The 26,729-nt window shown below is 30.4% G+C and carries 29 protein-coding genes; 7 read left to right on the plus strand and 22 right to left on the minus strand.

The features are described 5' to 3' along the window. Nucleotides 1–29: 29 nt before the first annotated feature. From ACTTA6_RS03565 to ACTTA6_RS03580, 4 genes are all read right to left on the minus strand, one after another. Complete coding sequence (locus ACTTA6_RS03565; RefSeq protein WP_440614540.1) at nucleotides 30–584, minus strand: hypothetical protein; 555 nt, start codon at nucleotides 582–584, stop codon at nucleotides 30–32. Further along, on the minus strand, nucleotides 581–1,327 hold the full coding sequence (locus tag ACTTA6_RS03570; protein ID WP_440614541.1) for a sulfite exporter TauE/SafE family protein: 747 nt from the start codon (nucleotides 1,325–1,327) through the stop codon (nucleotides 581–583). The genes ACTTA6_RS03565 and ACTTA6_RS03570 overlap by 4 nt, the downstream gene beginning before the upstream one ends. Next, nucleotides 1,318–1,587 (minus strand): GNAT family N-acetyltransferase, encoded by a 270-nt coding sequence (locus tag ACTTA6_RS03575; protein WP_440614542.1) that lies wholly within the window; start codon nucleotides 1,585–1,587, stop codon nucleotides 1,318–1,320. Before ACTTA6_RS03575 ends, ACTTA6_RS03570 begins: the two co-directional genes overlap by 10 nt. Nucleotides 1,588–1,760: 173 nt before the next feature. After that, complete coding sequence (locus tag ACTTA6_RS03580; protein WP_440614543.1) at nucleotides 1,761–3,194, minus strand: helix-turn-helix domain-containing protein; 1,434 nt, start codon at nucleotides 3,192–3,194, stop codon at nucleotides 1,761–1,763. 111 nt (nucleotides 3,195–3,305) lie between these two features. Here ACTTA6_RS03580 and ACTTA6_RS03585 point away from each other — a divergent pair, with 111 nt between their 5' ends. The 3 genes from ACTTA6_RS03585 to ACTTA6_RS03595 all read left to right on the plus strand — a co-directional run bounded on the left by ACTTA6_RS03585 (nucleotide 3,306) and on the right by ACTTA6_RS03595 (nucleotide 6,023). Further along, complete coding sequence (locus ACTTA6_RS03585; RefSeq protein ID WP_440614544.1) at nucleotides 3,306–3,467, plus strand: hypothetical protein; 162 nt, start codon at nucleotides 3,306–3,308, stop codon at nucleotides 3,465–3,467. A gap of 40 nt (nucleotides 3,468–3,507) precedes the next feature. Next, complete coding sequence (aceA, locus tag ACTTA6_RS03590) at nucleotides 3,508–4,782, plus strand: isocitrate lyase (protein WP_440614545.1); 1,275 nt, start codon at nucleotides 3,508–3,510, stop codon at nucleotides 4,780–4,782. Between the two features lie 101 nt (nucleotides 4,783–4,883). Beyond that, nucleotides 4,884–6,023, plus strand: coding sequence for a glycine cleavage T C-terminal barrel domain-containing protein (locus ACTTA6_RS03595; RefSeq protein ID WP_440614546.1), 1,140 nt, complete (start codon nucleotides 4,884–4,886; stop codon nucleotides 6,021–6,023). Here ACTTA6_RS03595 and ACTTA6_RS03600 read toward each other — a convergent pair. Together ACTTA6_RS03600 and ACTTA6_RS03605 are read right to left on the minus strand one after the other, a co-directional pair. Further along, nucleotides 6,020–6,787: an ABC transporter permease gene (locus ACTTA6_RS03600; RefSeq protein WP_262589435.1), complete on the minus strand. Its 768-nt coding sequence runs from the start codon at nucleotides 6,785–6,787 to the stop codon at nucleotides 6,020–6,022. The genes ACTTA6_RS03595 and ACTTA6_RS03600 overlap by 4 nt on opposite strands. After that, complete coding sequence (locus ACTTA6_RS03605) at nucleotides 6,777–7,709, minus strand: ABC transporter ATP-binding protein (RefSeq protein ID WP_440614547.1); 933 nt, start codon at nucleotides 7,707–7,709, stop codon at nucleotides 6,777–6,779. Before ACTTA6_RS03605 ends, ACTTA6_RS03600 begins: the two co-directional genes overlap by 11 nt. Before the next feature lie 123 nt (nucleotides 7,710–7,832). Between ACTTA6_RS03605 and ACTTA6_RS03610 the strand changes: the two genes are divergently transcribed. Then, entirely contained in the window at nucleotides 7,833–8,147 is a 315-nt protein-coding gene (locus ACTTA6_RS03610) for a thioredoxin family protein (protein ID WP_440614548.1), read from the plus strand. A 1-nt stretch (nucleotide 8,148) separates the two neighbouring features. On the opposite strand, the gene ACTTA6_RS03615 is transcribed toward ACTTA6_RS03610, so the two are convergent. Next, nucleotides 8,149–9,588, minus strand: a complete 1,440-nt coding sequence (locus ACTTA6_RS03615; RefSeq protein WP_440614549.1) for a sodium:solute symporter family transporter — start codon at nucleotides 9,586–9,588, stop codon at nucleotides 8,149–8,151. 128 nt (nucleotides 9,589–9,716) lie between these two features. On the opposite strand from ACTTA6_RS03615, the gene mgrA reads away from it, so the two are divergent. Then, complete coding sequence (gene mgrA / locus ACTTA6_RS03620; RefSeq protein ID WP_440614550.1) at nucleotides 9,717–10,745, plus strand: L-glyceraldehyde 3-phosphate reductase; 1,029 nt, start codon at nucleotides 9,717–9,719, stop codon at nucleotides 10,743–10,745. Nucleotides 10,746–10,830: 85 nt separating this feature from the next. On the opposite strand, the gene ACTTA6_RS03625 is transcribed toward mgrA, so the two are convergent. Beyond that, the gene (locus ACTTA6_RS03625; RefSeq protein WP_262589440.1) at nucleotides 10,831–11,124 is read right to left on the minus strand and encodes a hypothetical protein; all 294 of its coding nucleotides are present in this window, start codon (nucleotides 11,122–11,124) and stop codon (nucleotides 10,831–10,833) included. A gap of 3 nt (nucleotides 11,125–11,127) precedes the next feature. Then, a complete protein-coding gene (locus ACTTA6_RS03630; RefSeq protein WP_440614551.1) occupies nucleotides 11,128–11,640 on the minus strand; it encodes a pentapeptide repeat-containing protein in 513 nt (170 codons plus the stop codon). 105 nt (nucleotides 11,641–11,745) lie between these two features. Here ACTTA6_RS03630 and ACTTA6_RS03635 point away from each other — a divergent pair, with 105 nt between their 5' ends. Then, nucleotides 11,746–12,810 (plus strand): tartrate dehydrogenase, encoded by a 1,065-nt coding sequence (locus ACTTA6_RS03635; RefSeq protein ID WP_440614552.1) that lies wholly within the window; start codon nucleotides 11,746–11,748, stop codon nucleotides 12,808–12,810. On the opposite strand, the gene ACTTA6_RS03640 is transcribed toward ACTTA6_RS03635, so the two are convergent. The 12 genes from ACTTA6_RS03640 to ACTTA6_RS03695 all read right to left on the minus strand — a co-directional run bounded on the left by ACTTA6_RS03640 (nucleotide 12,807) and on the right by ACTTA6_RS03695 (nucleotide 24,801). Continuing rightward, a complete protein-coding gene (locus ACTTA6_RS03640) occupies nucleotides 12,807–13,844 on the minus strand; it encodes a Gfo/Idh/MocA family protein (protein ID WP_440614553.1) in 1,038 nt (345 codons plus the stop codon). The genes ACTTA6_RS03635 and ACTTA6_RS03640 overlap by 4 nt on opposite strands. Nucleotide 13,845: 1 nt before the next feature. After that, the gene (locus tag ACTTA6_RS03645) at nucleotides 13,846–14,829 is read right to left on the minus strand and encodes an aldose epimerase family protein (protein ID WP_440614554.1); all 984 of its coding nucleotides are present in this window, start codon (nucleotides 14,827–14,829) and stop codon (nucleotides 13,846–13,848) included. An 8-nt stretch (nucleotides 14,830–14,837) separates the two neighbouring features. Next, complete coding sequence (locus ACTTA6_RS03650; protein WP_262589446.1) at nucleotides 14,838–15,599, minus strand: SDR family NAD(P)-dependent oxidoreductase; 762 nt, start codon at nucleotides 15,597–15,599, stop codon at nucleotides 14,838–14,840. A gap of 129 nt (nucleotides 15,600–15,728) precedes the next feature. Further along, nucleotides 15,729–16,577: a phytanoyl-CoA dioxygenase family protein gene (locus ACTTA6_RS03655; RefSeq protein WP_440614555.1), complete on the minus strand. Its 849-nt coding sequence runs from the start codon at nucleotides 16,575–16,577 to the stop codon at nucleotides 15,729–15,731. Nucleotides 16,578–16,621: 44 nt separating this feature from the next. Further along, nucleotides 16,622–17,401: an ATP-binding cassette domain-containing protein gene (locus ACTTA6_RS03660; protein WP_440614556.1), complete on the minus strand. Its 780-nt coding sequence runs from the start codon at nucleotides 17,399–17,401 to the stop codon at nucleotides 16,622–16,624. After that, on the minus strand, nucleotides 17,401–18,996 hold the full coding sequence (locus tag ACTTA6_RS03665) for an ABC transporter permease (RefSeq protein WP_440614557.1): 1,596 nt from the start codon (nucleotides 18,994–18,996) through the stop codon (nucleotides 17,401–17,403). Before ACTTA6_RS03665 ends, ACTTA6_RS03660 begins: the two co-directional genes overlap by 1 nt. Nucleotides 18,997–19,068: 72 nt before the next feature. Further along, complete coding sequence (locus ACTTA6_RS03670) at nucleotides 19,069–19,974, minus strand: sugar ABC transporter substrate-binding protein (protein ID WP_440614558.1); 906 nt, start codon at nucleotides 19,972–19,974, stop codon at nucleotides 19,069–19,071. Nucleotides 19,975–20,163: 189 nt separating this feature from the next. Next, nucleotides 20,164–21,066: an ROK family protein gene (locus ACTTA6_RS03675; RefSeq protein WP_440614559.1), complete on the minus strand. Its 903-nt coding sequence runs from the start codon at nucleotides 21,064–21,066 to the stop codon at nucleotides 20,164–20,166. 5 nt (nucleotides 21,067–21,071) lie between these two features. Further along, nucleotides 21,072–21,821, minus strand: coding sequence for an SDR family NAD(P)-dependent oxidoreductase (locus ACTTA6_RS03680; protein WP_440614560.1), 750 nt, complete (start codon nucleotides 21,819–21,821; stop codon nucleotides 21,072–21,074). Nucleotides 21,822–21,823: 2 nt separating this feature from the next. Continuing rightward, nucleotides 21,824–23,296, minus strand: a complete 1,473-nt coding sequence (locus tag ACTTA6_RS03685; RefSeq protein ID WP_440614561.1) for a tripartite tricarboxylate transporter permease — start codon at nucleotides 23,294–23,296, stop codon at nucleotides 21,824–21,826. Beyond that, entirely contained in the window at nucleotides 23,297–23,803 is a 507-nt protein-coding gene (locus ACTTA6_RS03690) for a tripartite tricarboxylate transporter TctB family protein (protein ID WP_440614562.1), read from the minus strand. A gap of 23 nt (nucleotides 23,804–23,826) precedes the next feature. After that, a complete protein-coding gene (locus ACTTA6_RS03695; protein ID WP_440614563.1) occupies nucleotides 23,827–24,801 on the minus strand; it encodes a Bug family tripartite tricarboxylate transporter substrate binding protein in 975 nt (324 codons plus the stop codon). Nucleotides 24,802–24,961: 160 nt separating this feature from the next. On the opposite strand from ACTTA6_RS03695, the gene ACTTA6_RS03700 reads away from it, so the two are divergent. Beyond that, nucleotides 24,962–25,963, plus strand: coding sequence for a 4-hydroxythreonine-4-phosphate dehydrogenase PdxA (locus ACTTA6_RS03700; RefSeq protein ID WP_440614564.1), 1,002 nt, complete (start codon nucleotides 24,962–24,964; stop codon nucleotides 25,961–25,963). 3 nt (nucleotides 25,964–25,966) lie between these two features. On the opposite strand, the gene ACTTA6_RS03705 is transcribed toward ACTTA6_RS03700, so the two are convergent. Continuing rightward, a complete protein-coding gene (locus ACTTA6_RS03705; RefSeq protein WP_440614565.1) occupies nucleotides 25,967–26,728 on the minus strand; it encodes an SDR family NAD(P)-dependent oxidoreductase in 762 nt (253 codons plus the stop codon). Nucleotide 26,729 lies beyond the last annotated feature (1 nt).

Raw genomic sequence — 26,729 nt, forward strand, 5'->3', positions numbered from 1 at the left:
AAGAATTAATTGTTTTTTTATCCTCATGGTTAAATGATTTTATATTCAAAATTTTGTGTTGTTTCATTAATTTGAACTAATTTTGCTCCATTTCTTTCATGAAAATTCGTTGCCATCTCTGTTAAAGGTGAAAGTGTTACTAATCTATTTAAATGATTGGATTTTTTTATCTTTTTAAACACTTCTTTTACAATTAACTTTCCTCCACCTTTTTTCTTTGACCAAACAGTATAAGCAATAGCGATTTGTCCACCTTTTTGATCTCTCATCGCACTTTGCAAAAAAGCATCAGTACTTAATTTTTCAAGTTCATCCACACTTTTGGGAATTTGATTTGTATAAGCAAAACACATAACAGCATGAATTTCGCCTTGATACTCAACACCATAAATTTTTCTTCCAAATCCTGTTCTAAATTCATTATCTAATTCTGGTCGAACTGGATCTTCCTCTACATTACATTCTTTAAGTTCAACAAGTTTAGCACCTTTTACCCAACCAAAAAAATTATCAATTTTTTTATTAAAAACTTGTTTATTTTTTCTTATTCTTGCTTTTATTCTAGGATTAAATTTTTTTTTCATATTAAATAATCATATAAAAGTTTTGAACTACTTATAAAAATTAAAATATATAAAATATTATAAAATAATTTTTCATTTATAATTTTAATTAATTTATATCCAATTAGTATTCCTATAAAAGCAAGAGGAAATAAATATACAGATTGTTTAAAAGTTGCTAAATTTGTCATTGAAAGGTTAATATATAAAGGAAGCTTTATTAGATTAACAAAGGTAAAAAATATAATTCTTGTTCCCACATAAATTTCTTTCTGCATCCTTAAAGGAAGCATATAAACACTTACAGGTGTTCCTCCTGCATGGACACAGAAACTTGTAAATCCAGCTATAACAGAACAAATACTTCCTTTGATAGAATTTTTTTGAGACTTTGCCTCCTTATCTTTTTTAAAAAAGAAATAATGACCTGCAAATATAAATCCCATTAAACCAATCATAAATTTTAACAAATCTTCAGAAAAATATGTGAATGTGAAAGAAGCAATTAATATTCCAACGGCAGCAAATGGAACCATTAACTTTAAAGTTCCTAAGTCATATTCTTTTCTATATTTATAAACTGCAATAAAATCTGAAAATATTAAAATTGGTAAAATTATTCCTAATGCTTGATTCAAAGGCATCACAATGGTCATTAATGGAATAGATATTAATGTCATTGATCCACCCAAACCTGATTTTGCAATACCGTATAAAATTATTGCTGGAACTACTGTGAAGAAAAATAATAAGTTTATTTCCATTTGTTTAATGAATTTAATAGTTTTGAACCTAAAGGACTAATTGGTTCTTGAAGAATTATTTCTTTTCCTGTTTTTTGTTTAACTAACTGTAATAATTTTGTTGCTATTCCTTTTTTTCTAAAAATTGGATTAACAAAAATGTATTCGACTTCTCCCTTTTCATTAAATCGAACAAATCCAAGTGTTGTATTTTCATTTTTATAAGTAAAAACACCATCCGCTTCATCTAATTTATAAGTAGATAAATCAATGCTGTTCATAAATCCTAGTAATTAAGGAGCAAAAGGATAATTGCTATTGCAGCAACTATAGAACTAACAACGATATAATTTAGCTTTATGTTGAACTTTTTCTCAACAAAATCAGTTATTTTTTCCCAAAATAATACGATCAGAAAAATTATTATAGCTGGTAAAATATATTTAATCATAGTTTAAGATTTATCGTCACTAACATAAACAGAAACCCCACGACTATTTAAGTCAACGTCGAATTTTTTATGTAGTGGTGGAAATGCTCTTTGTGAACAATCTAATCTGTCACAGGTTCTACAAGAAACACCAATAGGAATTTCCGTTGATTTATCATTAATGTTCATATTTTCAGTATAAATAAAATCTTTTGCATATTTTGCCTCACAACCTAAACCTATAGATAATACATTTTTAGATTGACCAAATCTTCCAATTCCTTTTTCTACAGTTTTTGCAATACAAACATATTTTTCACCATTATTCATTTTACTAACTGCTGTATGTAAAACTCCTGGAGTAGTGAATGCAGTATAAACATTCCATCTTGGACAAGCTCCACCATATCTTGGAATATCAATTCCAGATAATGAAAATCTTTTTGAGATATTTCCAGCCATATCAACTCTTAAAAAATGAAATGGGATACCTGGTAGTTTTGGATCTTGCAAACATGTAACTCTGTGAGCTACTTGTTCAAATGAAGTTGCAAATGTATTTTGCAATAATTCTAAATCATATTTTAATTTTTTACATTCAGAATGAAATAGTTTGTATGGCATCAAAATTGCAGCACCACAATAATTTAACAAAGCAACTTTAGTAAGTTTTTTCGATTCTTCCGATGGAAAACTAAACTTAGTTAAATAATATTCAACATCTTTAATTGCACCTAGTTGCGCAATTTGAGAGGCAGCATGTAATTTTTTTGTTTCTAAAGAACTATAATCACTTAGTAATAACTCTTTTTTACTTTTGTTATAGATTTTTGAAAATGGTTTACTCTCATCCGGAATAACATCTTTTACAGTTATTGAATATTCTGACAGTAAATAATCACACAGAGATAAATATCTTGTTCGATTATTTTTTTGAATTTTATTAAAAACTTTATTTGCAAACTCTTCTAACTTTGGAAAATAATTTTTATTCTCTTGAAAAAAATCAACTACTACTTCTCCGGGAAAAGAATTTTTTCTATTATCTACAATTTTACCTGATATTTTTTCAATCTTACTTATTAATTCATGATCTTTTTTTTTAAGAATATCTCCCAATCTAACGATTGCTTTTCCAATCTTTGGATTTGTGCTTACTAAATCTTTTACTTCTGGACCTAAAATATCTAAGTCTTCAAACAAACTATCATCTAAAATTTCTGAAATTGTATTTTGAAGATTAATATCTGTTTTAGATGTAAGATCCGACAATTGGATATTTAGTTTTTCACAAACATTTAAAAGTAAATCACCATCTATTTTTCTTTTACCGCTTTCAATTAAGTTTAAATAACTAGGAGAAATACTTAAATCTTCAGCTAATTTATTGGCTTGCAGTCCAAGTTGTCTTCTAAAAGCTCTTATTTTTGGGCCTATTTTAAGATCTAATTGACTCATTTTACTATTTGTAAATTTTGTAAATTTATTTTTACAACATTTTTTCCCTATTTACAAAGCTTTTTAACGTTTTTTATAGATTTTGTAAATTTTGTAAAATATATGACTCGTATGGATAAAAACTTAAAAAACACAGAAAATGAAGCTCAAATCATCAAAAAAGAGGATTTAGATCACCATCATAGTAAAGGAATTTACATGAGGGACGATCATTGTGATTGGGGTTCAAGTGGAATGAGTGAACTAATCGAAGCTTTAAACGATAGTAACTAATTCAACTTTTTCAATTTTCTTCAACAAAGGATTAAAAACAATGAGTGCTGAAAAAATCTCTTTCGAGTTAAAAAGGTTCGCAGGTATCAAACGAGACTACACTGATGAAGAAGTGGAGAGATTAAGAGGTTCAATTAAAATTGAGTACTCACTTTGCAAAAATCAATCTGAAAAACTATGGCAATTATTAAATACTGAAGCTTATGTTAATACCCTTGGTTCTTTGTCAGGTAACCAAGCTGTTCAACATGCAAAAGCAGGTTTAAAAGCAATATATCTAAGTGGTTGGCAAGTTGCAGCAGATGCTAATACTGCTGGAGAAATGTATCCAGATCAATCTTTATATCCTTATGATAGTGCTCCTAAGTTAGTTGAGTCTATGAACAACTCTTTAATTAGAGCAGATCAAATTCAACATATGGAAATGCAAGATGGAGACATGAAAAGAGAGGAAAAAGTAGATTATATGCTTCCAATTATTGCTGATGGTGAAGCAGGTTTTGGTGGACCATTAAATGTATTTGAATTAACTAAAAAATTTATAAGAGCAGGCGCTGCAGGTGTTCATTTTGAAGACCAATTAGCTAGTGAAAAGAAATGTGGTCATATGGGTGGAAAAGTTCTTGTTCCAACTGGTACTATGGTTAAAAATTTAAAAGCTGCAAGATTAGCTGCTGATATTGCAGAAGTTCCTTTAATTATATTAGCAAGAACAGATGCTAATGCTGCAAAACTTATTACAAATGATTTTGATGAAAATGATAAACCATTTTTAACTGGGGAAAGATCTCCTGAAGGTTTTCATTATGTTAAAGATGGAATTGAACAAGCTATCTCTAGAGGTTTGGCTTATGCACCGTATGCTGATTTAATTTGGTGTGAAACAGCTACTCCTAATTTAGCTGAAGCCAAAAGATTTGCAGATGCAATTCATGAGAAATTTCCTGGAAAACTATTAGCTTACAATTGTTCTCCATCATTCAATTGGAAAAAACATTTAAGTGATGACGAGATTGCTTCATTTCAACAAGAAATTGCTAAAATGGGTTACAAATTCCAGTTCATTACTCTTGCTGGTTTTCATACTCAAAACATTGCAATTTTTGAGCTTGCTGAGAAATATAGAAAAGAAGGTATGGCTGCATATTCTAGAATTCAACAACAAGAATTTGCTAGAGAAAAAGATGGCTATACTAGCGTTAAACATCAAAGAGAAGTTGGAACATCTTATTTTGATGCAGTCTCAAATACTATTAGTAGTGGCCAAAGCTCAACAACAGCAATGGCTGGATCTACTGAATCTGAACAGTTTTAAAAAAAAATAACTTCCCTCTCCATTTTTTTTTGATAGCCCTTAATATAACTAGGGCTATTTTTTTTATTTGTAATTAATACTCAGACTGTTAAGGCTCTCAAATGTCTAATAAAAACTTTGGTTTTGGAACACAGATTAGAAAATCTCCTTATTTCGATGCTACAGTAAAATGGGGGGCAACAGGTTTTTCTGTCTATAATCATATGTATATTCCAAGGGATTTTGGAAGTCCTGAGCAAAACTTTTGGAACCTTATTGAAAAATCAATTTTATGTGATGTGGCAGTCGAAAGACAGGTCGAGATCACTGGTCCTGATGCAAATAAATTTACTCAGCTTTTAACTCCTAGAGATCTTTCAAAGTTATCTGTTGGACAATGTAAATATGTTTTAATTGTAAATAATGATGGTGGAATTTTAAATGATCCAGTTTTATTAAGACTGGCTGAAAATCATTTTTGGTTATCTTTAGCTGATAGTGATGTTTTGTTATGGGCGCAAGGTGTTGCAGTTAATTCAGGTTTAGATGTTAAGATATCTGAACCAGATGTTTCCCCTCTACAGTTACAAGGCCCCACCTCACAAGAAATAATGGTCAAACTATTTGGTGAAGATATCAGAGATCTTAAATATTATTGGTTAAGAGAATATCAACTTGATGGAATTCCCTTAATTGTATCAAGAACTGGCTGGTCAAGTGAACTTGGTTATGAAATTTATTTAAGAGATGGTTCAAGAGGTAATGAACTTTATGAAAAAATAATGGAAGCTGGTAAAGAACACGGCCTTCAGCCTGGTCATACATCTTCTATTAGAAGAATTGAAGGTGGAATGCTTTCTTATCACGCAGATGCAGATATCCATACAAATCCTTTTGAATTAGGATTTGATCGATTAGTTAATTTAGATACTGATATAAATTTTATAGGTAAAGAAGCACTAAGAAAAATAAAGCAAGAGGGAATTAAAAGAAAACAAGTTGGTCTTATAATAGATTGTGACCCTCTATCAGGACCTAACACAACTTTTTGGCCAATTGAAAAAGATGGCAAGAAAATTGGTAAGGTAACTTCAGCTGTATATTCACCTAGATTAAAAAAGAATATTGCACTTGCAATGATTGAAGTTAATTATTCAGAGTTAGGCAATAAATTAGATGTGGAAACACATAAAGGAAAATATTCAGCTACAATAGTAGAAAAACCTTTTTACGATCCAAAAAAGAAAATAGCTAGTAGCTAAGATTTAATATTATATCCTTTTTTCAATAGAACTGTAACAACAGTTACACATGACATCAAAAATACTACCATCGAAATAACACTCACCCAAATATTGAAATCTGAAACACCATAAAAGGCAAATCTTAAACCATTAATTAAATAAACAACCGGGTTAAAATAAGTTACTGTTTGCCAGAACTCAGGTAACATATCTAAAGAATATAAACTACCACCTAGAAATACCATTGGAGTAATAACTAAAGTTGGGATGATAGACATTTGCTCAAAATTAGAGCTCATTAAACCAATTAAAAAACCAAACAAAGCAAAAGTAAATGCTACTAATACTAATAAAAATATCATTAACAATGGATACATTACTTGGACCTCAACAAAGAACGTTGATGTTAAAAATATAACTAATCCAACAATAAGAGTTTTAGTAGCACCAGCACCCACAAAAGCTAAAACAATTTCAAAAGTTGAAATTGGTGCAGCTAAAATTTCATAAATAGTTCCATTAAATTTTGGAAAAAATATCCCAAATGAAGTGTTACTGATTGATTGAGTTAACAACGTTAACATTAAAAGACCAGGAACAATAAAAGATCCATAACTAATTCCATCAATCTTTTCTACATATCCACCAATTACAGATCCAAAAACAATAAAATAAAGAGAGGTTGATAGAACTGGTGAAAATAATGATTGCATCAATGTTCTCTTAAATCGATCCATTTCATGTAAGTACATTGCTCTAAATGCGTAATAATTAAACTTCATTGTTCTCCTTTACTAATGTCACAAATATTTTTTCTAAAGTAGTTTGTTCAGTTTTTAAATCTTGTAATTTTAAATTTGCATCTTTTAAATCTTGTAACAAGTTAGTTATTCCAGTGCTTTTAGCTCTAACATTATATGTGTAATTGATTGATTTTTTATCTTCTCCAATTTCTAAATTATACTTATCTAAACTGCTTGGGATTTCAGTGATTTCTTCTTGAAGATCTACTGTAAGCTTTTTATGTCCCATTTTTTTCAATAATTCTTTTGTTTCATCAACAACGATAATTTCTCCTTGATTGATTACTCCTACTCTATCAGCGATTGCTTCTGCTTCTTCAATATAATGAGTGGTAAGAATAATTGTTACACCAGTTTTTCTTAGTGTTTCAACTACCTTCCACATGTCTTGACGTAATTCAACATCAACACCAGCTGTTGGCTCATCTAAAAATAATATAGTTGGCTCGTGAGACAATGCTTTTGCAATTAATACCCGTCTCTTCATTCCTCCAGACAACTGTCTTAATCTTAAATCTTTTTTATCCCATAAGCTTAAGTCTTTTAAAATTTTTTCAATATGTTTTGGATCTGGTTTTTTTCCATACAAACCTCTTGAATAAGAGACATTGTTAAAAACTGTTTCAAATTGTTCTAAAGTTAATTCTTGTGGAACTAATCCAATTCTGGATCTTGTTTCTCTGTAATCATCAATGATATCAAAATCATCTACAGTAACTTTTCCTGAAGATGGTCGAACGATTCCACAAATAATACTTATAAGAGTAGTTTTACCCGCACCATTTGGTCCAAGCATTGCAAAAATTTCACCTTTTTTAATGTTTAGGTTTATTTTCTTTAAGGCTTCAAAGCCATTATCATAGACTTTTGATAGATTATTTATGTTTATTTGATCTGACATGGACTAGGCATATATAGAGACAATTTATTGTATTACAATAATTTAAAATTTGTTTACAACTTACAATTAATGAGAAAATTTTTTATATTTATTTGTTTTATATTGGCATTCACCGCTAACGGGATGGCTAAAGAAACAACTTACACTAAAGAGTTATTTGATAAAGCTTTGTCAGATGGAAAAGTTGTTGTGGTTAGTTCATGGATTAAATATTGCACATCTTGTGCGAGCCAAATGAAAGTTCTCGATAAAGCAAAAAATGATTTTGAAAATATTGAATATTTTACATTTGATGTAACTAATAAAGAAATTGCTGAATTTTTTAATATTCAATACCAAACAACCCTTTTAATTTTTAAAGATAATAAAGAAGTTTACAGAAGCATTGGTGAGACCACCAAAGAACTTATTTATGAAGCTTTAAACTCCGTTGTCTAAATCAATTACTTTTCAATTTTAAAATTATTGCTGGTAAAAAAGTTGCAATAACAAATGATAAAAATAATAAAGATTGAGCCACAAAAGGTGAAAATAAATCTTTAGACATCAATCCCCCAACCAATAAACTCTTAGAAAAATCTGGATAAGGAAACATTAAAAATCCACCAAATAAACCTATGATAATTGAAACATAAGCAGTTTTTTCATTTACCTTGTTATAAAAGCTATAAAAGACTGTGAACACAAACGCACAACAAAATAAATCTGCAAGCAAAAATAAATATAAAATATCAAATCCTTTTGATGCAACACCAAATGCTATCAATGATAAAAATACGATAAAGTATTTAGAAATTTTTAAATAATCTGTTTTTTTATCTAAATTAAAAGTTGCTTTACCATCTACAACAAACAAACTTGATATCGCATTAACCAATGTATCAACTGTTGAAATTGTTAAAGCTAATCCAAGAATAATAATAATTAAGGAAAGCATTTCGGTTTGTTCTTTTAATAATAAAGTAAAAAATCCTAAATCAGTTCTTGCTGAAGGATCAATAGAAAATGAAACCATTCCAATAAAGCCCATTAAAAAAACTATCGGTACAATTACAAAAAACGAAATGATTAATGCTGATTTTAAAGTGTTGTAATCTTTAGCAGCATAAACCCTTTGCCAATTTCCTTGGTGAAATAGATTAGTAGCTGCAACAGCTATAAAAAAAGTTAATCCAGCAGTATAACTTGGAATATAAGATGAACTTAATAATTGCGGATTTTTTTCTTTAATTAATGCAAAAGAAAAATTATCTCCTGTTGATGAACTGATAATTAAAATTAGAATTAATAAAAGAAAGCCAATAACAATCATTTGAATATTATCAGTAAAAATAGAAGCTCTTAGACCTCCATAAAGCGTATAAGTTAAAGTAGCTAAAAGCACTATTAATGCTGTGATCCAAAGATCTGTACCTGATAAATAATTGATTAAAACTGCAACAGCTGTCACCTCTGCACAAAGAAAAATAAACATGTAAAAAATTGTCATTAACAAAATCAGTTTAAATAAACTTTTTCCAAATTTTTTTCTCATAAATTCAATTAGAGATGAGCCTTTTGGAAACTCAGATCTAATTTTTCTTCCAAAATAAATTAAGAAAATCATTGGAAAAGCTGTACCAAGTGCATAACCAATAACGGCCCCTATTCCTCCCCATGTGGCAGCAGCAACAGGGCCAAATAAAATCCATGCTCCTAAAGCAGACGCAACAAGACTGGTCGTTAATGAAAATAATTCTATATTTCTATTGGCTGTTAAATAATTACTTATTCCTTGGAATTTTTTAGAATGATAAATTCCTAAAACAGCAAATACCAAACTAATTACAATTACTAATGCTAATGATGATGATTGACTTAAAAAGTATGTGTTATCCATTTTATCCCTTTCTGAATTACCGGACAGGTTCGTAGGGTTTAATCTCAGTCTGTTAAGACACCCCTTTGTTTTAAATATATATTTAAATTTATGTTTTTAAACTAAAATATTAAGTTATATTAATAGTTATGAGTTACAAAGCATCACCAAAAAGATATTCCAACATGAAATATAGGAGATGTGGAAAGAGTGGTGTTGATCTACCTTTAATAAGCCTTGGTCTTTGGCATAATTTTGGTGGTAAACAACTTACATCTGAAGCAAAGAAAATGTTGTTTTATTCTTTTGATTCAGGGATTACCCATTTTGATTTAGCAAATAATTATGGTCCCCCAGCAGGAAGTGCTGAGGCTAATTTTGGAAAAATTTTAAGTAAAGAATTTAAAAGATATAGAGATGAATTAATCATCTCATCTAAAGCAGGTTATGATATGTGGGAAGGACCTTACGGTGAATGGGGTTCAAAAAAATATATCATTGCAAGCTGTGATCAAAGTTTAAAGAGAATGGGATTGGATTATGTAGATATATTTTATTCACATAGATTTGATCCAAATACACCATTAGAAGAAACGGCAGATGCTTTAGAGCTTATTTATAGATCTGGTAAAGCACTTTATATTGGGATCTCTTCCTATTCCTCTAAAAAAACTATTGAGATGTTCAATATTTTAAAAAAAAGAAACATTAAAATATTTATCCATCAACCTTCTTACTCTTTAATAAATAGATGGTTTGAAAAAGACTTGGATAAAAATTTAATTAAATTAGGAATTGGAACTATTGCTTTTTCTCCATTAGCACAAGGGATGCTATCTGATAAATATTTAAAAGGAATTCCAAAAGCATCAAGAGCAAGTGATCCAAAATCTGCATTAGATAAAAGTTTCATAACTAAAAGAAATATAAAGATAATTTCAGATTTAAATCAAATTGCCAAAAAAAGGGGTCAAACATTGTCGCAAATGGCTTTGGCTTGGGTGTTAAATAATAAAGCAGTCACTACAGCTTTAATTGGGGCAAGTAGTGTAAAACAAATAAAAGAAAATATTGAAAGCTTAAATAATTTAAATTTTTCTAAATCTGAACTTAAAGAGATAAATAAAAAAGCTAAAGACGGAAATATTAATAAGTGGGCAAGATCTAGTTCTTATTAAAAGAAGTGTTTTTCAATTAAATAATGAAGAGTAAAAATAATTAAAGAAGCACAAATAATTAGAAACACTCTTTCTTGATTACTCATTATTGTTGACCTTTGTGATTCATTATTTCAATCATACACTGAGTAGCATACTCTCTCCACTCTGTAGAATTCTTATTTTTTAGGCTATTTAAATGATCTCGGTTACTTTGAATATCGTCTTTATGTTTTAGATAATCAGCCCCATTTAGATTTGCTTCCATAGAAGAAAGGTTGGTTTCCATTGCTTTTATCCATTCTTTACCAAGCTCAACACATTTTTGATCATCTTTTTCATCACAGATTTGTTTGAAAAAATTAAAAATAACATCATCAGTATTAACTGAAGTGTTCATATCTTATTGCTCAATACAGGTTCCAATTGAGTCTGGACCACATGTCTTACCATTAGTCCAAGTAGCACCAATCAGATTTGCATTTTCAAAATTTGCATTAGTAATGTTTGCAGATGTAAAATTTGCTTCCATTAAATTAGCATTTTGAAAATTAGCTTCTATTAAAGTTGCCCCCATGAAATCAACTCTTGTTAAGTTTGAATTTGTGAAATTTGTTTTTTCAAAATTTGCACCAATACTGACTGTCTCGTAAAGATTGGCTCTAACAAATGTAGATTCTGGAAAAGTTCCAAAGGATAAATTTGAATTCATCATAATACTTTTGTCTAAGTTTACTTGAACAAAACTTGCAAAAGATAAATTCGAGTTTGGTAGATAACTACCTTGTAGATCCTGTGCATCTGAAAATCTGCATTTAGAATAATCTACACCATCTGTTAATGGATCATCACATGCAGCATTTGAATTTGAAACAAAAAAGAAACTAAAGAATATTAAAAGAAGTATTTTTTTCATAATCAAAACTAACAAATAAAATATGTCAAAACAATGAAGGTTTATGACTTTAAAAATAATTTAACATTATAAATTAAAGTGTTTTTGAAGTATAAAAATCAACCTATGAAAGAATATAACATTGCATCAATAGCAGGAGATGGGATAGGAAAAGAAGTAGTCCCTGAAGGCTTAAAAGTACTAAAAGACGCTGCTGAAAAACATCAATTCAAAATAAATTTTACAGAATATGATTTTGCTTCATGTGATTATTATGAAAAACATGGAAAAATGCTTTCAGATGATTGGAAGGAAAAATTAGGAAAACATGATGCAATATTCTTTGGCGCAGTTGGAATGCCAGATCAAGTTCCAGATCATATATCTTTATGGGGATCCTTACTTCAGTTTAGAAGAGAGTTTGATCAATATATTAATCTTAGACCAGTAAAATTATTTCCTGGAATAAATCCTCCTTTAGCAAATAAAAAACCAGGTGACATTGATATGCTGATTGTTAGAGAAAACACTGAAGGTGAATACTCTTCTGTTGGTGGAAGGATGTTTAAAAATACTGATAGAGAAATAGCTATTCAAGAAACTATCATGTCTGCGCATGGAGTAGATAGGGTTCAAAAATTTGCTTTTGAATTAGCAAAACAAAGAAAAAGAAAAAAATTAACCAATGCAACAAAATCAAATGGTATTTCAATTACTATGCCGTTTTGGGATGAACGTTTTAATGAAATGAAAAAAAATTATCCTGATATTGAAACAGATCAATATCATATTGATATTTTGGTTGCTAGATTTGTGCTAAATCCTGAATGGTTCGATGTTGTTGTCGCATCTAATTTATTTGGAGACATTCTTTCAGACTTAGGACCTGCTTGCACTGGAACTATTGGAATAGCTCCATCTGGAAACATTAATCCTGAAAATAAATTTCCATCTTTATTTGAACCAGTTCATGGTTCAGCGCCTGATATTGCAGGAAAAGGTATTGCTAATCCTGTAGGACAAATTTGGTCTGGTGCAATGATGTTAGATTATTTAGGAGAAAAAGAAGCTTCCAATTCAATTGTTGAAGCTATTGAAAAATCTTTAAGTGAAAAAGAAAATAGAACTAAAGACTTAGGTGGAGATGCTGATACCTTAAAATGTTCTAATTCAATACTATCTAATCTTTAAATCTTAACCTTCTTACCAGTTTTTGCACTTTTTGTTATTGCTGCAAAAATTTTTAAAGAAATTAAACCATCATTACCATTTACTTTTGGTTTAACTTTTTTTGATACTACATCTGCAAAATGATCAATTTGGTTTACTAAAGTACTATCGTCTTTTTTGTTTTTATCTTCATTAACAAATATTTTATTCCACCAACTTCGCTCATTTTTATAAAACCAATATTTTAAATTAGGAAATTGCAATGAACCCTTAGTTCCACCGATCATATATGCAGATTGATTAGTTATAGGATAGGCTGGGTTTTCTCCTGCAGTTAATTCATAACTCCATGGAGCAACAATTGTATCTGATAAATTTAATGTACAAAGTGCACCTGAATTAAAAATTAAACTAATTGTTGCTGTATCTTCAACTGCAAATTTTCTAGATTTGTTGGTTGTAAATGCTTGAACATATTTAATAGATCCAAGCAAATAACAAATCATATCAATATCATGGACTAAATTAATTCCTAAAGGCCCTCCTCCTTTACTAATTCTCCATTTTTCTTTGTAATAAGCTTTGTGTTTGTAAAGCCAACACAAAACATTTGCTGAAACGATGTTTCCTAATTTACCTTTATCAATTAACTCTTTTACCTTTGATACAATTGAGTTGTGTCTTCTGTGATACCCAATTAATAACGGTGTTTTATTTTTATTAGCACTACTAATAATTTTTTTAGCTGAATTAATGTTATCTGAAATAGGTTTTTCTAATAATACTGGAATTTTTTTCTTTAAAAAACTGACTGTATGTTTTTCATGAAGTTGATTTGGAGTAGCTACAATTACTGCATCTAAATTCTTTGAATTTAAAAGTTCGTCTACATTTGAAAATAATGGGATTTTATATTTTTTTGATAAATTTTTAGCGTTGTTACTGATATCAACTATCGAATGAAGATTAGCTTTTTTTGATTTTGAAATTGCCTTTATATGTTGCAACCCCATTAAGCCAGTTCCAACAATTGATATGTTTATTTTTCTATTCATTTTATGAAATATTTATTTTTGTAAAGTACTTATAAAGTTTTTTAGGTTTTATTAAAGAACTTGGAAAATTTTTATTGTTTGGTGCATCTGGGTAGTGTTGTGTTTCTAAACAAACCCCCTGGTAAGGAGCAAGTTTATTTTTATACCTCAAACCTTGACTTGTATAGAGCTGTACACCAGGAAGATTTGAATAAAAGTCTAATTGAATATTAGTTTTTTTATTTTTTAGAGAGGCTAAATAATTTTTAGAATTTTTTTTAATACAATATGTTAAATCAAATCCCAATTGATTGATTGTATTAGATACTCTCTTTATTTTTTTGTTTTTAATAATGTCTATTTTTTTTCCAATATTTTGAAACTTATTAAAATCATTAATGGTATTTTTAACTTTTTTAATTTTACCAGTTGGGATTAATTTATTAGTTACTTCAAGATATTTTTCAGAGTTAATTTTTAAATCATGATTGAAAATTGTCTCTTTTTTACTCTTATTCAGGTTCCAATAACTATGATTGGTTAAACTCACATGAGTTAATTCGCTTGATTTATATTGATATTTTATAAATAAGCTTTTGTTTTTGATTTCAAAAATACACTCTGAATTTAGATCTCCTGGAAAACCTTGGTCTAAATTTTTAGATAACAATTGATAGATAATTTTATTTTTTGAATGATCTTTTATTTTCCATTCTAATCTATCAAATCCTATTTTTCCTCCATGTAGTGTATTTTTTCCTTCGTTACCATCGAGTTTATAGATTTTATTTTTAATCTTAAATCTTGAATTTGATATTCTACCTGCGTACCGTCCACAAGTAGCGCCCACATAAAAATTCTTACTACCATAATTTTTGGTAGGACCTAAATTTAAGATTAGATTTATTTTCTTTTGCTTGTCATAAACCTCATATAAGCAAGCACCAATATTAATTGATTTAACTCTTAAATATTTGTTTTCTATCGTTGAACTTTGTACTTTCACAAAGTCTCTTATAGCCAACCTTTATCAACGATGTAAGATTGATTTGTGCAACCAGAAGACTGTTCTGATGAAAAAAACAATACAGTTTGAGCAAGTTCATGTGGCATTAATTTCTCTTTTAAACATTGGTTTTTCATCAAATCTTTTTCAGACTCTTCGTTTAACCACATATCAATTTGTCTTTGTGTTAAGACCCACCCAGGTACTACTGAGTTAACCCTAATGTTAAATTCCCCTAAATCTCTAGCAAAGGATCTTGTCAAACCAACTACTCCAGATTTTGCAGCTGTATAAGCTGCCATACCACCTTGTCCAACCATCCAAGATGCTGAACCCATATTAACAATTACACCACCTTTATTTTCAATCATTGATTTTTTTACTGATTGAACTGTGAAAAAATAATGTCTTAAGTTTACATTTATTCTCTCATTCCAATATTCTTCTGTAACATCATCAATTTTATGTCTTGTGTCATTAGCAGCATTATTAATTAAAATATCAATTGGACCTTTCTGATCAATAATATCTGCAATAGTTTTTTGAAGTTGTTTTATATTTAACAAATCACATTCAATAAAAGTTGGTATTGAATATTTTTTATTTTTTATACTTTCAATTAATTTTTCGGATTCTGATACATTAATATCTATAAAATAAACTTCTGAACCTTGTTCACAAAAATGTTCAACAATTGAAGCTCCAATTCCTGATCCACCCCCTGTAACAAATACTCTTTTATTTTCTAAATCATAATATTTTACTTTCATTTTCTTAATCCTCCACTAGTTACAAAAATCTCTATCAGCATTATTTATAATTTTTATTTGATTAATTTTCTTAATGCTGTTTTTATTATTTTTACTATTTATAGAGTATTTAAATTAAAAATATATATTTTATTTAGCTTTATAACCTAAACCAATATTATTTATTTTTTTACTTGCATCCATTATTTTTGGATATTCATAATTTAATCCTAAAAGCTGTCGCACTTTTGGGTTTGAATTATTTTTGAAGTCTTCCGATAAATAAGTAACTAAATCTTCAACTGGTTTTATATATTTTGGAAGAAACTCTATCAATAAAGCTGCTCTTTGGTGATCTGATTTATTTGGTGATGCTCCATGCCAACAGTTACCATTAAAAAAAACTAAATCACCAGGATTAGCAATCATTTGTTGTTTGTTTGAAAAGTCATCATTTTCATTTGGATAGTGTAGTTTCTTCTGTGATTCTGGTATGAAAGCTGTTGCTCCTGATTGTTCTGAGCAAATATCTAAAGGTATAGTAGCCTGACAGTTTTGTGCAAATGAACTATTAAGACCCATGGGAAAAGTCTCACTATTATAAAAATCCCAATATGGATAATCGATATGTAGTTCTTGACCTATTGATCCTGGTAACAATCTACTTGCGCAGTATGATCCACAAAAAAACTCTGAACCTAAAAGTTTAGACATTAAGCTAAAAATAATGTCATTTGTTATTAATTTGCTGAAAACCTCCCCTTTACCAAATAAATTCCATATCCTTTGCTGTAGTTTAATTTTATCAGACGCCTCAGCCTCGGCGTTAAAATGGGTTTCTTTTTGCTCTTGTGTATCAGCAAAATGATTAACAATCTCTCTTGCTTCTTTGATATCTTTTAAATTATATGCATTTTCAATAATAATTACTCCAGATTCATGCATTAACTCGTTTATTGCTTCGTTAATATTAAAAGTATCTCTTGAGAATTTACGCATAGATAAACTTTAAGTGAAAAAAAATTAAAAAAAAATAAAAAAAATTATAACTCTAATTCTTTAGCTAGATCGCCAATTTTAGCTCCACCTGCCATCAATCTTTTCACATCTTCATTACCTAGTTCTGAAGACAATCCTGAACCAATTACTTCTCCTAAACTTAAAAAAGTAAATCGATCAGCTATAAGACGCGCATGTATTTCATTGTGTGTAATAAGTATAATTGCAATGTTTCCTAAATTTTGAACTTTTTTAATTGTCTTTAAAACTTCCATTTGCTGCTTTTGACCTAACGCTGATGTAGGCTCATCCAATATTAATATCTTTGCACCAAAATAAATTGCTCTTGCAATCGCCAATGTTTGTCTTTGTCCACCTGACATTGTTCCAACTGGCTGATTAGGGTTTGCAATATTAATTCCAATTTTAGACATTTCTTCTGTTGTTATTCTGTCCATCTCATCCATTTGCATTAAACCAAATCCGCTAGGTCCTTTTATTAATTCACGTCCAAGAAAAAAATTTCTTGTTACTGATGTTAAAGCGTTGAGTGCTAAATCTTGATAAACTGTTCCAATACCTGCATCAGATGCTTGACGTGGTGTAGTAAAGTTAACAATTTCTCCATCTACTTTTATTTCTCCACTTGTCATAGGGTGAACACCAGATAAAACCTTAATCAAAGTTGACTTTCCAGCACCATTGTCACCTAAAAGCGCGTGAACTTCACCAGGATAAACATCTAAAGAAACCCCGTTTAAAGCAGTAAATGATCCAAATTTTTTTACTAAATTCTTTATCTCAATTAATGGTTTTTTATCCATTAGATATTTCCCATGATTCGTTTTCTAATATTCTCATTTGTTAAGGCAGCAGTAACAAGAACTGCTCCAAGGAATACTCTGTAGAAAGATCCATCAATTCCAGGAATATAAAAGAATGCTTCTTTTGCAATTCCGAAAATGATTGTGCCTAGAATTATTCCACCAATTGTTCCAAATCCTCCGGTTAACACAACACCACCAATAACCGCTGCAGCTATTGCTTCTAATTCTTTTAAGTTACCTTTAGCTGTATCTGCAGTATTAACTTCAAATACTTGACACGCTGCAAACATAGTTGCGCAGAATGCTGTGAACATAAATAACGAAATCTTAACTTTATTCGTTGGCACTCCATTAGCCTTTGCAGCACTAAGATTTCCACCTGTTGAATAAATCCAGTTACCTGCTTGAGTTTTACTTAAAATTAAATAACAAATAAACGCTATAAGTCCCCAGATCATTAAACAAGAATACATTCCTTTAGCAAAAATATTTCCAAAATTATTTACATTCCAATCTGCCGTAAAATATAACCAATTAAATACTGGCTCCATGATGTCGCCTCCAAAGAAATTAGCAACCGGTCTTGCTGTAACTATTGTATCTATGTAAGCTCTTGCTATATCAATATCAGTAACTGCTTTTGCCGCAACATCAGGAACATTAACTCCAGCTTCTATTTTCTTAGTTAAAATTTCCACCATTGAATCATTTCCAGATTTTTTTGCCCCAGCTAATGATTTTTCTAAAGTTGCAACCATCTTTTCAGCATTCATGGCAGTTTTGTAGGCTGCGACTTTCTCGTTAATATATGTTAATCGTTCAGTTAATTTTGCAACTGTGCTAGCAGGCACAGTGCTAAGAATTTCTAATAATTGGTCATTTGGTAAGGCTTTAGCGGCATCTCTTTCCATTTCTCCATGACCTGGAACATTTATAATGTTTTTAATATCTGGTAAATCTGTAACAGTTGTTGATCCAGCTGTTTGATCAGGAGCTCTATTAAAAGCTCTATACGAAACTTCTGTTAAACCTCGTAAAAAGAAAAGTCCACCTAGCGTTACAATGAAAGAAGCTATACCACTTTTAACAATTATCCATCCTTGTATCCATCCAAAAGATAATGTCATACATAATGTAATTAATATTGCTAATAATGGAGATACATCTTGAATTTTAAATAATGTGTATCCTTCAAAATGAAAACCTCCTTCAAAAGATATATAGGGAATAACAACAGCAAAACCCCATTTTAGTATCATTGCCATACAACCACCGGCAAAACCAATCATTGAACCAACAGAAAGATCAAATTCACCTGCTATGATTAACATTCCAGCAGCAAGTGCAACGATCCCTAATTGTGCAATTACCCTAAAATTATTTCTAATTCCTAAAGCGTTAAATCCTTCACCAGAAAAAGGGTTAAGAGAAAATTGTCCTTCTGGAATAGAAAAGTATCCCAACATACAAAATAGTAAAACCATAACTCCAAAAGGTCCAACTTCTGGTCGAGACATAAATGCAGAGTACCATTTTTTTTCACCTTGTCGGTCTGACTCTTGTCTTGGTTTTTTTGTTGTTGATGTGTTCATTTATAAAAGACTTATTAATTTTGTTAAAAAAAAAGGGCCGATTGAATAATCGACCCTTTAAATTATTACAGACTATCTATCAATACCTGCTAAAGCAGCAACTGAAGAAGCGTTAGACTTGTCAACGAAGCCAGGTCCTGATGGGATGTTAGCTCCTGGTAAAAGTCCAGCACTGTTGTTGTACAAGTGTAATACGATAACTGGCATATAACCTTGTAATCTTTGTTGTTGATCGATAGTGAAAGCAACTCTTCCAGATCCAATTAAATCCATAACTGCAGGACTTAAGTCGAAGCAAGAGTGGTGTACTGTCATACCTAGATCAGCTAAAGCTTTATCAACAGCTTCACACACGTGTGGTCCTACTGAAAGGATCGCATCGATATCGCTGTTAGCTTGTAAAGCAGCAGTTGCTCTAGTTTGAATAGTTGCAGGGTCAGATGTAGTATCAGTCATTTGCATAGGAACAGCAGAACCGTAACCTTCACATCTGTCTACAAGAGCTGTGTTGTATGCTTCTTGAATCATACAAAGTGCTTTAGAAGCACCTTCAGCTTTTGCTCTTTCACCAGCTTTTTGACCAGCAAGTAATTCTGGCTGACCAACGTGCATTAAAGCACCTAGGCTAGCAGATGACTCTAAACCAGAGTTCATTGTAATTACTGGAACACCAGCAGCAACAGCAGCTTTAATAGCTGGGCCTAATGCATCTGGATCTGGTAAAGAAATTACCATACCATCTGGTTGAGTAGCTGCAGCAGCTTGAATTGAGCTTGCCATATCAGCCATATCAGCAGAAGGGTTGTAGATATATTCGAAGTCAGCACCGATTGCTCTAGCTGCGTCTTCACCACCTTTTTGAACTACTGGCCAAAAAGGATCTTTTCCTTCACCATGAGTAATCATGACATATCTTTCAGCGAACGCAGAAGTTGCAAATAATGCAAGAGCTGCAATCGAAAGTATAAGTTTTTTCATTATTTCTCCCTTTTTTTATGTTTTTAAATTAATTTAAAAAATGAAATATACCTACTTTGAACAAAGATCATAACAAAAAAAGTAAATACAACTTTTGATTGATTTTTTTTTTGAGATTTTTTTCCTAAATTTACTTATATTTAGTAAATTAAAATTTTTCTAAATTTAATTCTGATCGAAAATTAAAAATTAATATGTCGCGCTTCTTCCTAATCTTGCAGCACCTCTAACGCCACTAGCATCACCATATCTTGGTTTTAAAAAAACACCCTCGTATTCTCTTCCAATTACAAATTTTCGCACCAGTGAATCTATTTCATGTAAGAAATCAATTTCGTTTGAAACTCCTCCTCCGAAAATAAAAGCATCTGGATCTAAAATATTTATTATACTTGAAAGTGACATTGCTAAATTGACTTTAAAGTCATCTATAAATTTTTCAGCATCTAAATCATGTTTTCTATTTAATTCAAAAATTTCATTTGTTTTTAAATTTTTTCCATAAAGTTTTTTAAATCTTTTTGCCAAACCTAAGCCAGATAAAAAACTCTCAATCTCTGCTTCTCTTGGATTACTCGAATCGAAATTTTCCTTCTTTGCTGCGAAATAAGGAATTTGGTTATGACCCCACTCACCTGCAACACCATTTGGACCACTTACTATTTTTTTATCAATTACCAAACCACCTCCCACTCCAGAACCTAAAATAATTCCATAAACAATTTTATAATGTTTCCCTGCTCCATCTATGGCTTCTGATAAAGCAAAACAATTTGCATCATTTTCACAAAACACCTCTTTACCTAATGCTTTACGCAAATCATTTTGAAAAGGTTTTTTTTCTAACCAACTGATGTTGGGAACATTTTTAACCAATCCTGTTTGAGGAGAGTGAACTCCTGGATGACAAACACCAATCGGAAGCTCTTGACTAAACTCTTCTTCTAATTTTTTATGAATGTCTCTTATTGCGGTTATAATTTGAGTATAGTTTTTTGGACATGCTATTCTAGACCTGTGTTTTTCTTGTCCATCTTTTTCAAGTACAACACTCTCTATCTTTGTTGCACCAACGTCTATACCTGCTTGCATAATTATTAGTAAGTTGCTCTACCGCCACTAAGATCAAATACTGCGGCTGTTGAAAAAGAATTTTCTTCGCTTGATAACCAAGCAACTAAAGAAGCTAATTCCTCTACCTTAGCAAATTTATTTCTTGGTATTTTTGAAAGCATATAATTTATATGTTCCTCGGTCATTTGATCAAAAATTCTAGTTTTTGCTGCAGCTGGAGTAACGCAGTTTACTGCAATATTTTTTTGTGCAAGTTCTTTACCTAAAGATTTGGTTAATCCTATCACTCCTGCTTTTGAAGTACTGTAAGCACTTGCGTTTGGATTTCCTTCTTTACCTGCAATAGATGCAATATTTACAATTCTTCCATAATCATTCTTAGCCATAAATGGAACAACCGCTTTGCAACAATAAAAGACTGCATTCAAGTTTAGGTTAATAACTTTGTTCCACTCTTCTATTGGGTATTCTGCAACAGTAGTGTTCATGCCTGCTACTCCTGCATTATTAATAAAAATATCAATCTTGCCGTGAGACTTTTCAACTTCAGATAATTTTGAATTAATTGTTTCATAGTTGCTTACATCAACTATTTGATAAGTTAAATTTTCAGAATTTACCCTCTCTAAAGCTTTTTTAGCTTCTCCTTCATCTATATCCCAAATTACTACCTTAGCACCAGACTCGATAAATCTTTCAGTAATAGCTAAACCAAAACCTTGGGCCCCACCTGTTACAATTGCTACTCTGTTATTTAAATCAAATTTAATCATCTTTATTTTTTAAATTTTTTCGATCTTATTAAAGGAAAAGCTAAAGCAATTAAAGATAAAATAAAGAATGTTAAAGCTATTGGTCTTGTAAAAAACATTAACCAATTTCCATCAAATATAACCAGAGATTGTCTTAACGTACCTTCAACCAACTCACCTAAAATTAATCCAATAATAACAGGGACAACTGAGAAACCATATCTTCTCATAAAAAAACCAAGCACACCAAAAAATAACATTATCCAAACATCAATTATAGATTGATTTAATGAATAAGTTCCACAAACTGAAACTGCAAAAATCATTGGCCATAATATTTTATTAGGCACCAAAGTTATTCTTGCAAAAATTTTTGCACCAAAAAAACCAAATATAAAGAACAAAACATTGGCAATTAACATTGCTCCAAAAATTCCATATAAAAAGTCAGGTTGTTCTCTAAATAAATCAGGTCCAGGTCTAACCCCATGTATAATTAATCCAGTTAAAATTACAGCTGTTGTTGCACTACCTGGAATTCCAAGTGCAAGTGTTGGAACCATTGCTCCACCTGTTGCTGCATTGTTTGCAGCTTCTGCACCAGCTATACCTTCAATAGATCCTTTACCAAATTCTTCTGGTTTTTTTGAAAATCTTTTTGCTTCTGAATATCCAATTAAAGAAGCAACTGTTCCACCCTCTGCAGGCAACACTCCAATAAATGAACCTATACCACTAGATCTTAAAATTGTTTTCCAAGTTTTTTTGTAATCATCTTTACTTGGAAGTTTAATTGCTTTTAAAGCTATTCTGTTAAATACCTGATTAATTAAAGTTGACTGAGTTAACATCTCACTCATTGCAAACAACCCAACTACAACAGGAATAAAACCAATTCCTTCGGTTAATTCATTAATTCCAAATGTAAATCGATCAATTGATGTCATAAAATCTTTACCGACTGTTGAAATCAAAATTCCAAATGCACCTGCAATCAAATTCTTAATAGGACTTCCTTCTCCAATTGATGCAAGCATCGTTAAACCAAAGATCGCTAATGCAAAATATTCTGGCTGACCAAATTCATAAGCAAGCTGAGCTAATATAGGTGCAAAAAAGACAAGTATAATAACACTAAAAATACCACCAACTGTACTTGAAACAGTTGCCATTCCTAAAGCTCTTCCAGCTTCTCCTTTTTGTGCCAAAGGGTAACCATCTAAACAAGTTGCTGCAGCAGCTGGTGTTCCTGGTGTATTGATTAACACGGCTGTTATCGCACCACCGTAAGTTCCTGCACAATAAATAGAAGTTAACAATACAATTGCTGACAATGGATCAAGTGTCATTGTAAATGGTAAAATTAATGCACCACCAGTTGTTGGACCTAAACCAGGTAACACTCCTAAAATTAATCCAAACAAAGTTCCAAAAATTAAAACTAATAATAGCTTTGAGCTAAATAAAGGAGCCATCATTAATAATAAATTATCCATCTAGCTATAATAAATGTTAGTTATAATTCCAGGTGGAAATCTTAAACCTAAAATTGTTTCAAAGAAAATAAAGACAATCACTGGAAAAATTATTCCAACAAGTAATAAATAAAATATTCTTTTCTCTCCCCAAAAATAAGAAACAAAAATAGATAAAACTGAAATTGCTAAAAAGAAATCTAAAGTTTTTGAAATTACTAAAAAAATCACAAAACTTGAAAGTGTTAAAAAGAATGACTTTGGTAATTTTTTTTGAACCTTCCAAGGATTTTTAGTTGCTAAATAATAGATTAATAAAGTCATAGCTATTATTAAAACCAAAAGTGCTTTTGGAAAAGTTGCAGGCTGTATTCCTCTATTTAAAATAGGAGGTACAATATCAAAAGTAAAAGTAGTAATTAATAACGCTACAGATATAAAAATAATTACAAAAGAGACTTTAAATTCGTCTCTAAAAAAAAAGGGCAAACTTTTGTTTGCCCTTTTTTGTTTTTGTACATTTTTCATATGCAAATGTACTTTTAAATAGATTAGTTAATGTAACCTAAAGCTTTTAGCTGAGCAGTCATTTCAGCAAGCATTTCTTCCATTTGCTTACCCCACTCGTCAGCACCAACTACACTGGTGTCATCAAGACCAATTTCAGTTAAGAAATTTTTGTAATAGTTGTGGCTCATAGCTTTCATCATTCCAGCTTCTAGTTGTTTAACTCTCTCTGCTGGAGCACCTTTTTTAGTTACGAAACCTCTAACAGTAGATAAAGAAACAGGAATTCCTAATTCTTTAGCTGTTGGAGAGTCTCCAATTTTAGCCATTCTATTATTTGCTAAAACAACTGATACACAAAGTTTACCTTCGTTAATTTCAGTTAATGCTTCACCTAAGTTTAAAACACCTACATCGATATCACCTTTGATAAGGTTAGTTTTAATTGGCGCTACACCTTTGTAAGCAACAATAGTTGGATCTGTTAATCCACCTTTTTTAGTAAATGCAATTGCACTAACGTCATCAATACCACCAGTGTGTGTTGTTCCATATTTTAGTGATTTTGATTTTTGCGCGCTAATGAATTTTTTAGCATCTTTAATTTCATTGTTACAGTTAACAACAAATAATTGAGGATCGTCTGTACCTCTTGCTAAAGGCTGCATATCGCTTAATTTTACTTTAGTTTTTCCTAAAGCCATTGATACTGCGTGACCAGTAGTCCAAGTTAGAGTGTGGTTACCATCTGCAGGTAAAGACATCATGTAATCCATAGATGCTGCTCCACCGCCACCTTTTTTGTTAACTAACTGCATATCTTGTTTAAGAACTCTTCTCGCTCTAAGTAACATCATTCTAGTAGTAACGTCAGTTCCACCACCAAAACCAGCATGAGTAATTGCTTGTATTGGATGTCCATCAGCTTTTGCTGAAGTGATCATTAATGGAAGAGCTACAACAAAAAATTCAGTTACTAAAAAAGCAGCTGCTAAAAATAGTTTAAAGCTTTTTTTCATTATTTCCCTCTTTAGTTTATTTAATTTATATATATAAGTTATATGTAAATATATAATCACATTCAGATATAAAACGTAAAGTAAAAAGTGAAAAATATTTGTTTAGATTCTATATATAATATCTATATATAGTTACACTTAGTAGTATTTAAAAAAATTAATGACACAAACAAAAGCTAATATTGCAGTTTTACTTGGTGATCCAGCAGGTATTGGACCTGAGCTTATTTCAAAATTATTAAGTGAAGAAATAACTAACAAAGCAAATATTGTTGTTATTGGCGAAAAACAAATACTTGAGAGTGGAAATAATGTAACTGGCAACTCTCACCAACTTAAAATAGTAGAAAATTTTAATCAAATTGATTTTAATAAATCGAATAGATTTCTATTAGATATTTCAAAAGGAAAAAACCACAAATATAAAATAGCTGAACCCTCAAAAGAATCAGGTGAAAGTGTTTTGGAAGCTTTAGATTTAGCATTAACTCTTGCTAAAGAAAAAAAAATCGATGCGATTAATTTTGCTCCAATGAATAAAACAAGTTTAAAACTTGGAGGAAATACACATTCAGATGAATTACAATTGATGGCTGAAAAATTAGATGTAAAAAGTTTTTGTTGTGAGTTTAATGTTATAGATAATTTTTGGACTGCAAGAGTAACCTCTCACATTCCAATTAAAGAAGTTGCACAGCACATCACAAAAGAAAATATCTTAAAACCAATTAAACTAATAAATGAAGTTATGGAATTGAATGGCGTAAAAAATCCTAGAATAGCAGTTCAAGCACTTAACCCACATGCAGAATTCGGCACTGAAGAAAAAGATGAAATTATTCCAGCGATAGAAGAAGCAAAAAAACTTGGATTTAATACAGATGGTCCGTTACCATGTGATACATCTTTTGTGGTTGCTTATAAAAATAAAAACCATGATTGTATGGTTGGAATGTATCATGATGCACTTCAGTCTGGACTTAAAGCATTTGGTTTTGACAGAGGAGTTACAGTTCAAGGTGGGTTAACAGTTCCTGTAACAACTACTGCACATGGATCAGCTTTTGCAATTGCTGGAAAAAATGAAGCTAATTTAGCTCCAATTTTAAATTCATTTAAAATTGCTTTATCAATGGCTGAAAATAAAAAAAAGTTAAGCTAAGCTTTAAATTAAACCAGCATCTACCGTAAAATTTTGCTTAGTACATCCAGACGAAACATCTGATGCCAAGTATAAAACCATCCTTGAAACATCCTCAGGTAATATTTGTTTTTTAAGACACTGTTTATCTAAAATTTCTTTTTTAAATTTTGGATTTAACCATAATTTTGACTGTCTTTTAGTTGCAACGGACCCAGGTGCAATTGAGTTTATTCTAATATTATGTTGTCCTAAATCTCTAGCTAAAGATTTAGTTAAACCATAAATTGCAGCTTTTGCAGTACTGTATGCTGGAAACATAACGGCTCCTCTAATCCAACTAACAGAACCTAAATTTATTATTGATCCACCTTTATTTTTAATCATACTTTTTTTTACCGCTTGAGTAGCAAAAAAGTAATGCCTCAAATTTATTGCCATTCTGTCGTCCCAGTATTTTTCAGTAACTTCTTCAAGAGTATGTCTTTGATCATTAGATGCATTGTTTACCAAAATATTAATTGGACCTTTTTTTTTAATAATACCATGGATTAGAGTTTTGTATTTTTTTATATTTTTAATATTACAAAATTGAAAAGTAGGGATTTTTTGTTTTTTCTTTTTAATTTTCGAAATTAATTTTTGAGCTTCTTTTTTATCTATATCAAAAAAATAAACCTCAACACCTTGTTCACAAAGATTTTCAACAATTGATGCACCAATACCAGTTGCTCCACCTGAAACTAAAGCACGTTTATCCTTTAAATCAAAATATTGAACTTTCATT

It is taken from the genome of Candidatus Pelagibacter sp. HIMB1636, assembly GCF_052047675.1.
GTDB lineage: Bacteria > Pseudomonadota > Alphaproteobacteria > Pelagibacterales > Pelagibacteraceae > Pelagibacter.

Coding starts and splice junctions, on each gene's coding strand:
- ACTTA6_RS03565 (WP_440614540.1), bottom strand. CDS start 584: ATGAAAAAAAAATTTAATCCTAGAATAAAAGCAAGAATAAGAAAAAAT.
- ACTTA6_RS03570 (WP_440614541.1), bottom strand. CDS start 1,327: ATGGAAATAAACTTATTATTTTTCTTCACAGTAGTTCCAGCAATAATT.
- ACTTA6_RS03575 (WP_440614542.1), bottom strand. CDS start 1,587: ATGAACAGCATTGATTTATCTACTTATAAATTAGATGAAGCGGATGGT.
- ACTTA6_RS03580 (WP_440614543.1), bottom strand. CDS start 3,194: ATGAGTCAATTAGATCTTAAAATAGGCCCAAAAATAAGAGCTTTTAGA.
- ACTTA6_RS03585 (WP_440614544.1), top strand. CDS start 3,306: ATGGATAAAAACTTAAAAAACACAGAAAATGAAGCTCAAATCATCAAA.
- aceA (WP_440614545.1), top strand. CDS start 3,508: ATGAGTGCTGAAAAAATCTCTTTCGAGTTAAAAAGGTTCGCAGGTATC.
- ACTTA6_RS03595 (WP_440614546.1), top strand. CDS start 4,884: ATGTCTAATAAAAACTTTGGTTTTGGAACACAGATTAGAAAATCTCCT.
- ACTTA6_RS03600 (WP_262589435.1), bottom strand. CDS start 6,787: ATGAAGTTTAATTATTACGCATTTAGAGCAATGTACTTACATGAAATG.
- ACTTA6_RS03605 (WP_440614547.1), bottom strand. CDS start 7,709: ATGTCAGATCAAATAAACATAAATAATCTATCAAAAGTCTATGATAAT.
- ACTTA6_RS03610 (WP_440614548.1), top strand. CDS start 7,833: ATGGCTAAAGAAACAACTTACACTAAAGAGTTATTTGATAAAGCTTTG.
- ACTTA6_RS03615 (WP_440614549.1), bottom strand. CDS start 9,588: ATGGATAACACATACTTTTTAAGTCAATCATCATCATTAGCATTAGTA.
- mgrA (WP_440614550.1), top strand. CDS start 9,717: ATGAGTTACAAAGCATCACCAAAAAGATATTCCAACATGAAATATAGG.
- ACTTA6_RS03625 (WP_262589440.1), bottom strand. CDS start 11,124: ATGAACACTTCAGTTAATACTGATGATGTTATTTTTAATTTTTTCAAA.
- ACTTA6_RS03630 (WP_440614551.1), bottom strand. CDS start 11,640: ATGAAAAAAATACTTCTTTTAATATTCTTTAGTTTCTTTTTTGTTTCA.
- ACTTA6_RS03635 (WP_440614552.1), top strand. CDS start 11,746: ATGAAAGAATATAACATTGCATCAATAGCAGGAGATGGGATAGGAAAA.
- ACTTA6_RS03640 (WP_440614553.1), bottom strand. CDS start 13,844: ATGAATAGAAAAATAAACATATCAATTGTTGGAACTGGCTTAATGGGG.
- ACTTA6_RS03650 (WP_262589446.1), bottom strand. CDS start 15,599: ATGAAAGTAAAATATTATGATTTAGAAAATAAAAGAGTATTTGTTACA.
- ACTTA6_RS03655 (WP_440614555.1), bottom strand. CDS start 16,577: ATGCGTAAATTCTCAAGAGATACTTTTAATATTAACGAAGCAATAAAC.
- ACTTA6_RS03660 (WP_440614556.1), bottom strand. CDS start 17,401: ATGGATAAAAAACCATTAATTGAGATAAAGAATTTAGTAAAAAAATTT.
- ACTTA6_RS03665 (WP_440614557.1), bottom strand. CDS start 18,996: ATGAACACATCAACAACAAAAAAACCAAGACAAGAGTCAGACCGACAA.
- ACTTA6_RS03670 (WP_440614558.1), bottom strand. CDS start 19,974: ATGAAAAAACTTATACTTTCGATTGCAGCTCTTGCATTATTTGCAACT.
- ACTTA6_RS03675 (WP_440614559.1), bottom strand. CDS start 21,066: ATGCAAGCAGGTATAGACGTTGGTGCAACAAAGATAGAGAGTGTTGTA.
- ACTTA6_RS03680 (WP_440614560.1), bottom strand. CDS start 21,821: ATGATTAAATTTGATTTAAATAACAGAGTAGCAATTGTAACAGGTGGG.
- ACTTA6_RS03685 (WP_440614561.1), bottom strand. CDS start 23,296: ATGGATAATTTATTATTAATGATGGCTCCTTTATTTAGCTCAAAGCTA.
- ACTTA6_RS03690 (WP_440614562.1), bottom strand. CDS start 23,803: ATGAAAAATGTACAAAAACAAAAAAGGGCAAACAAAAGTTTGCCCTTT.
- ACTTA6_RS03695 (WP_440614563.1), bottom strand. CDS start 24,801: ATGAAAAAAAGCTTTAAACTATTTTTAGCAGCTGCTTTTTTAGTAACT.
- ACTTA6_RS03700 (WP_440614564.1), top strand. CDS start 24,962: ATGACACAAACAAAAGCTAATATTGCAGTTTTACTTGGTGATCCAGCA.
- ACTTA6_RS03705 (WP_440614565.1), bottom strand. CDS start 26,728: ATGAAAGTTCAATATTTTGATTTAAAGGATAAACGTGCTTTAGTTTCA.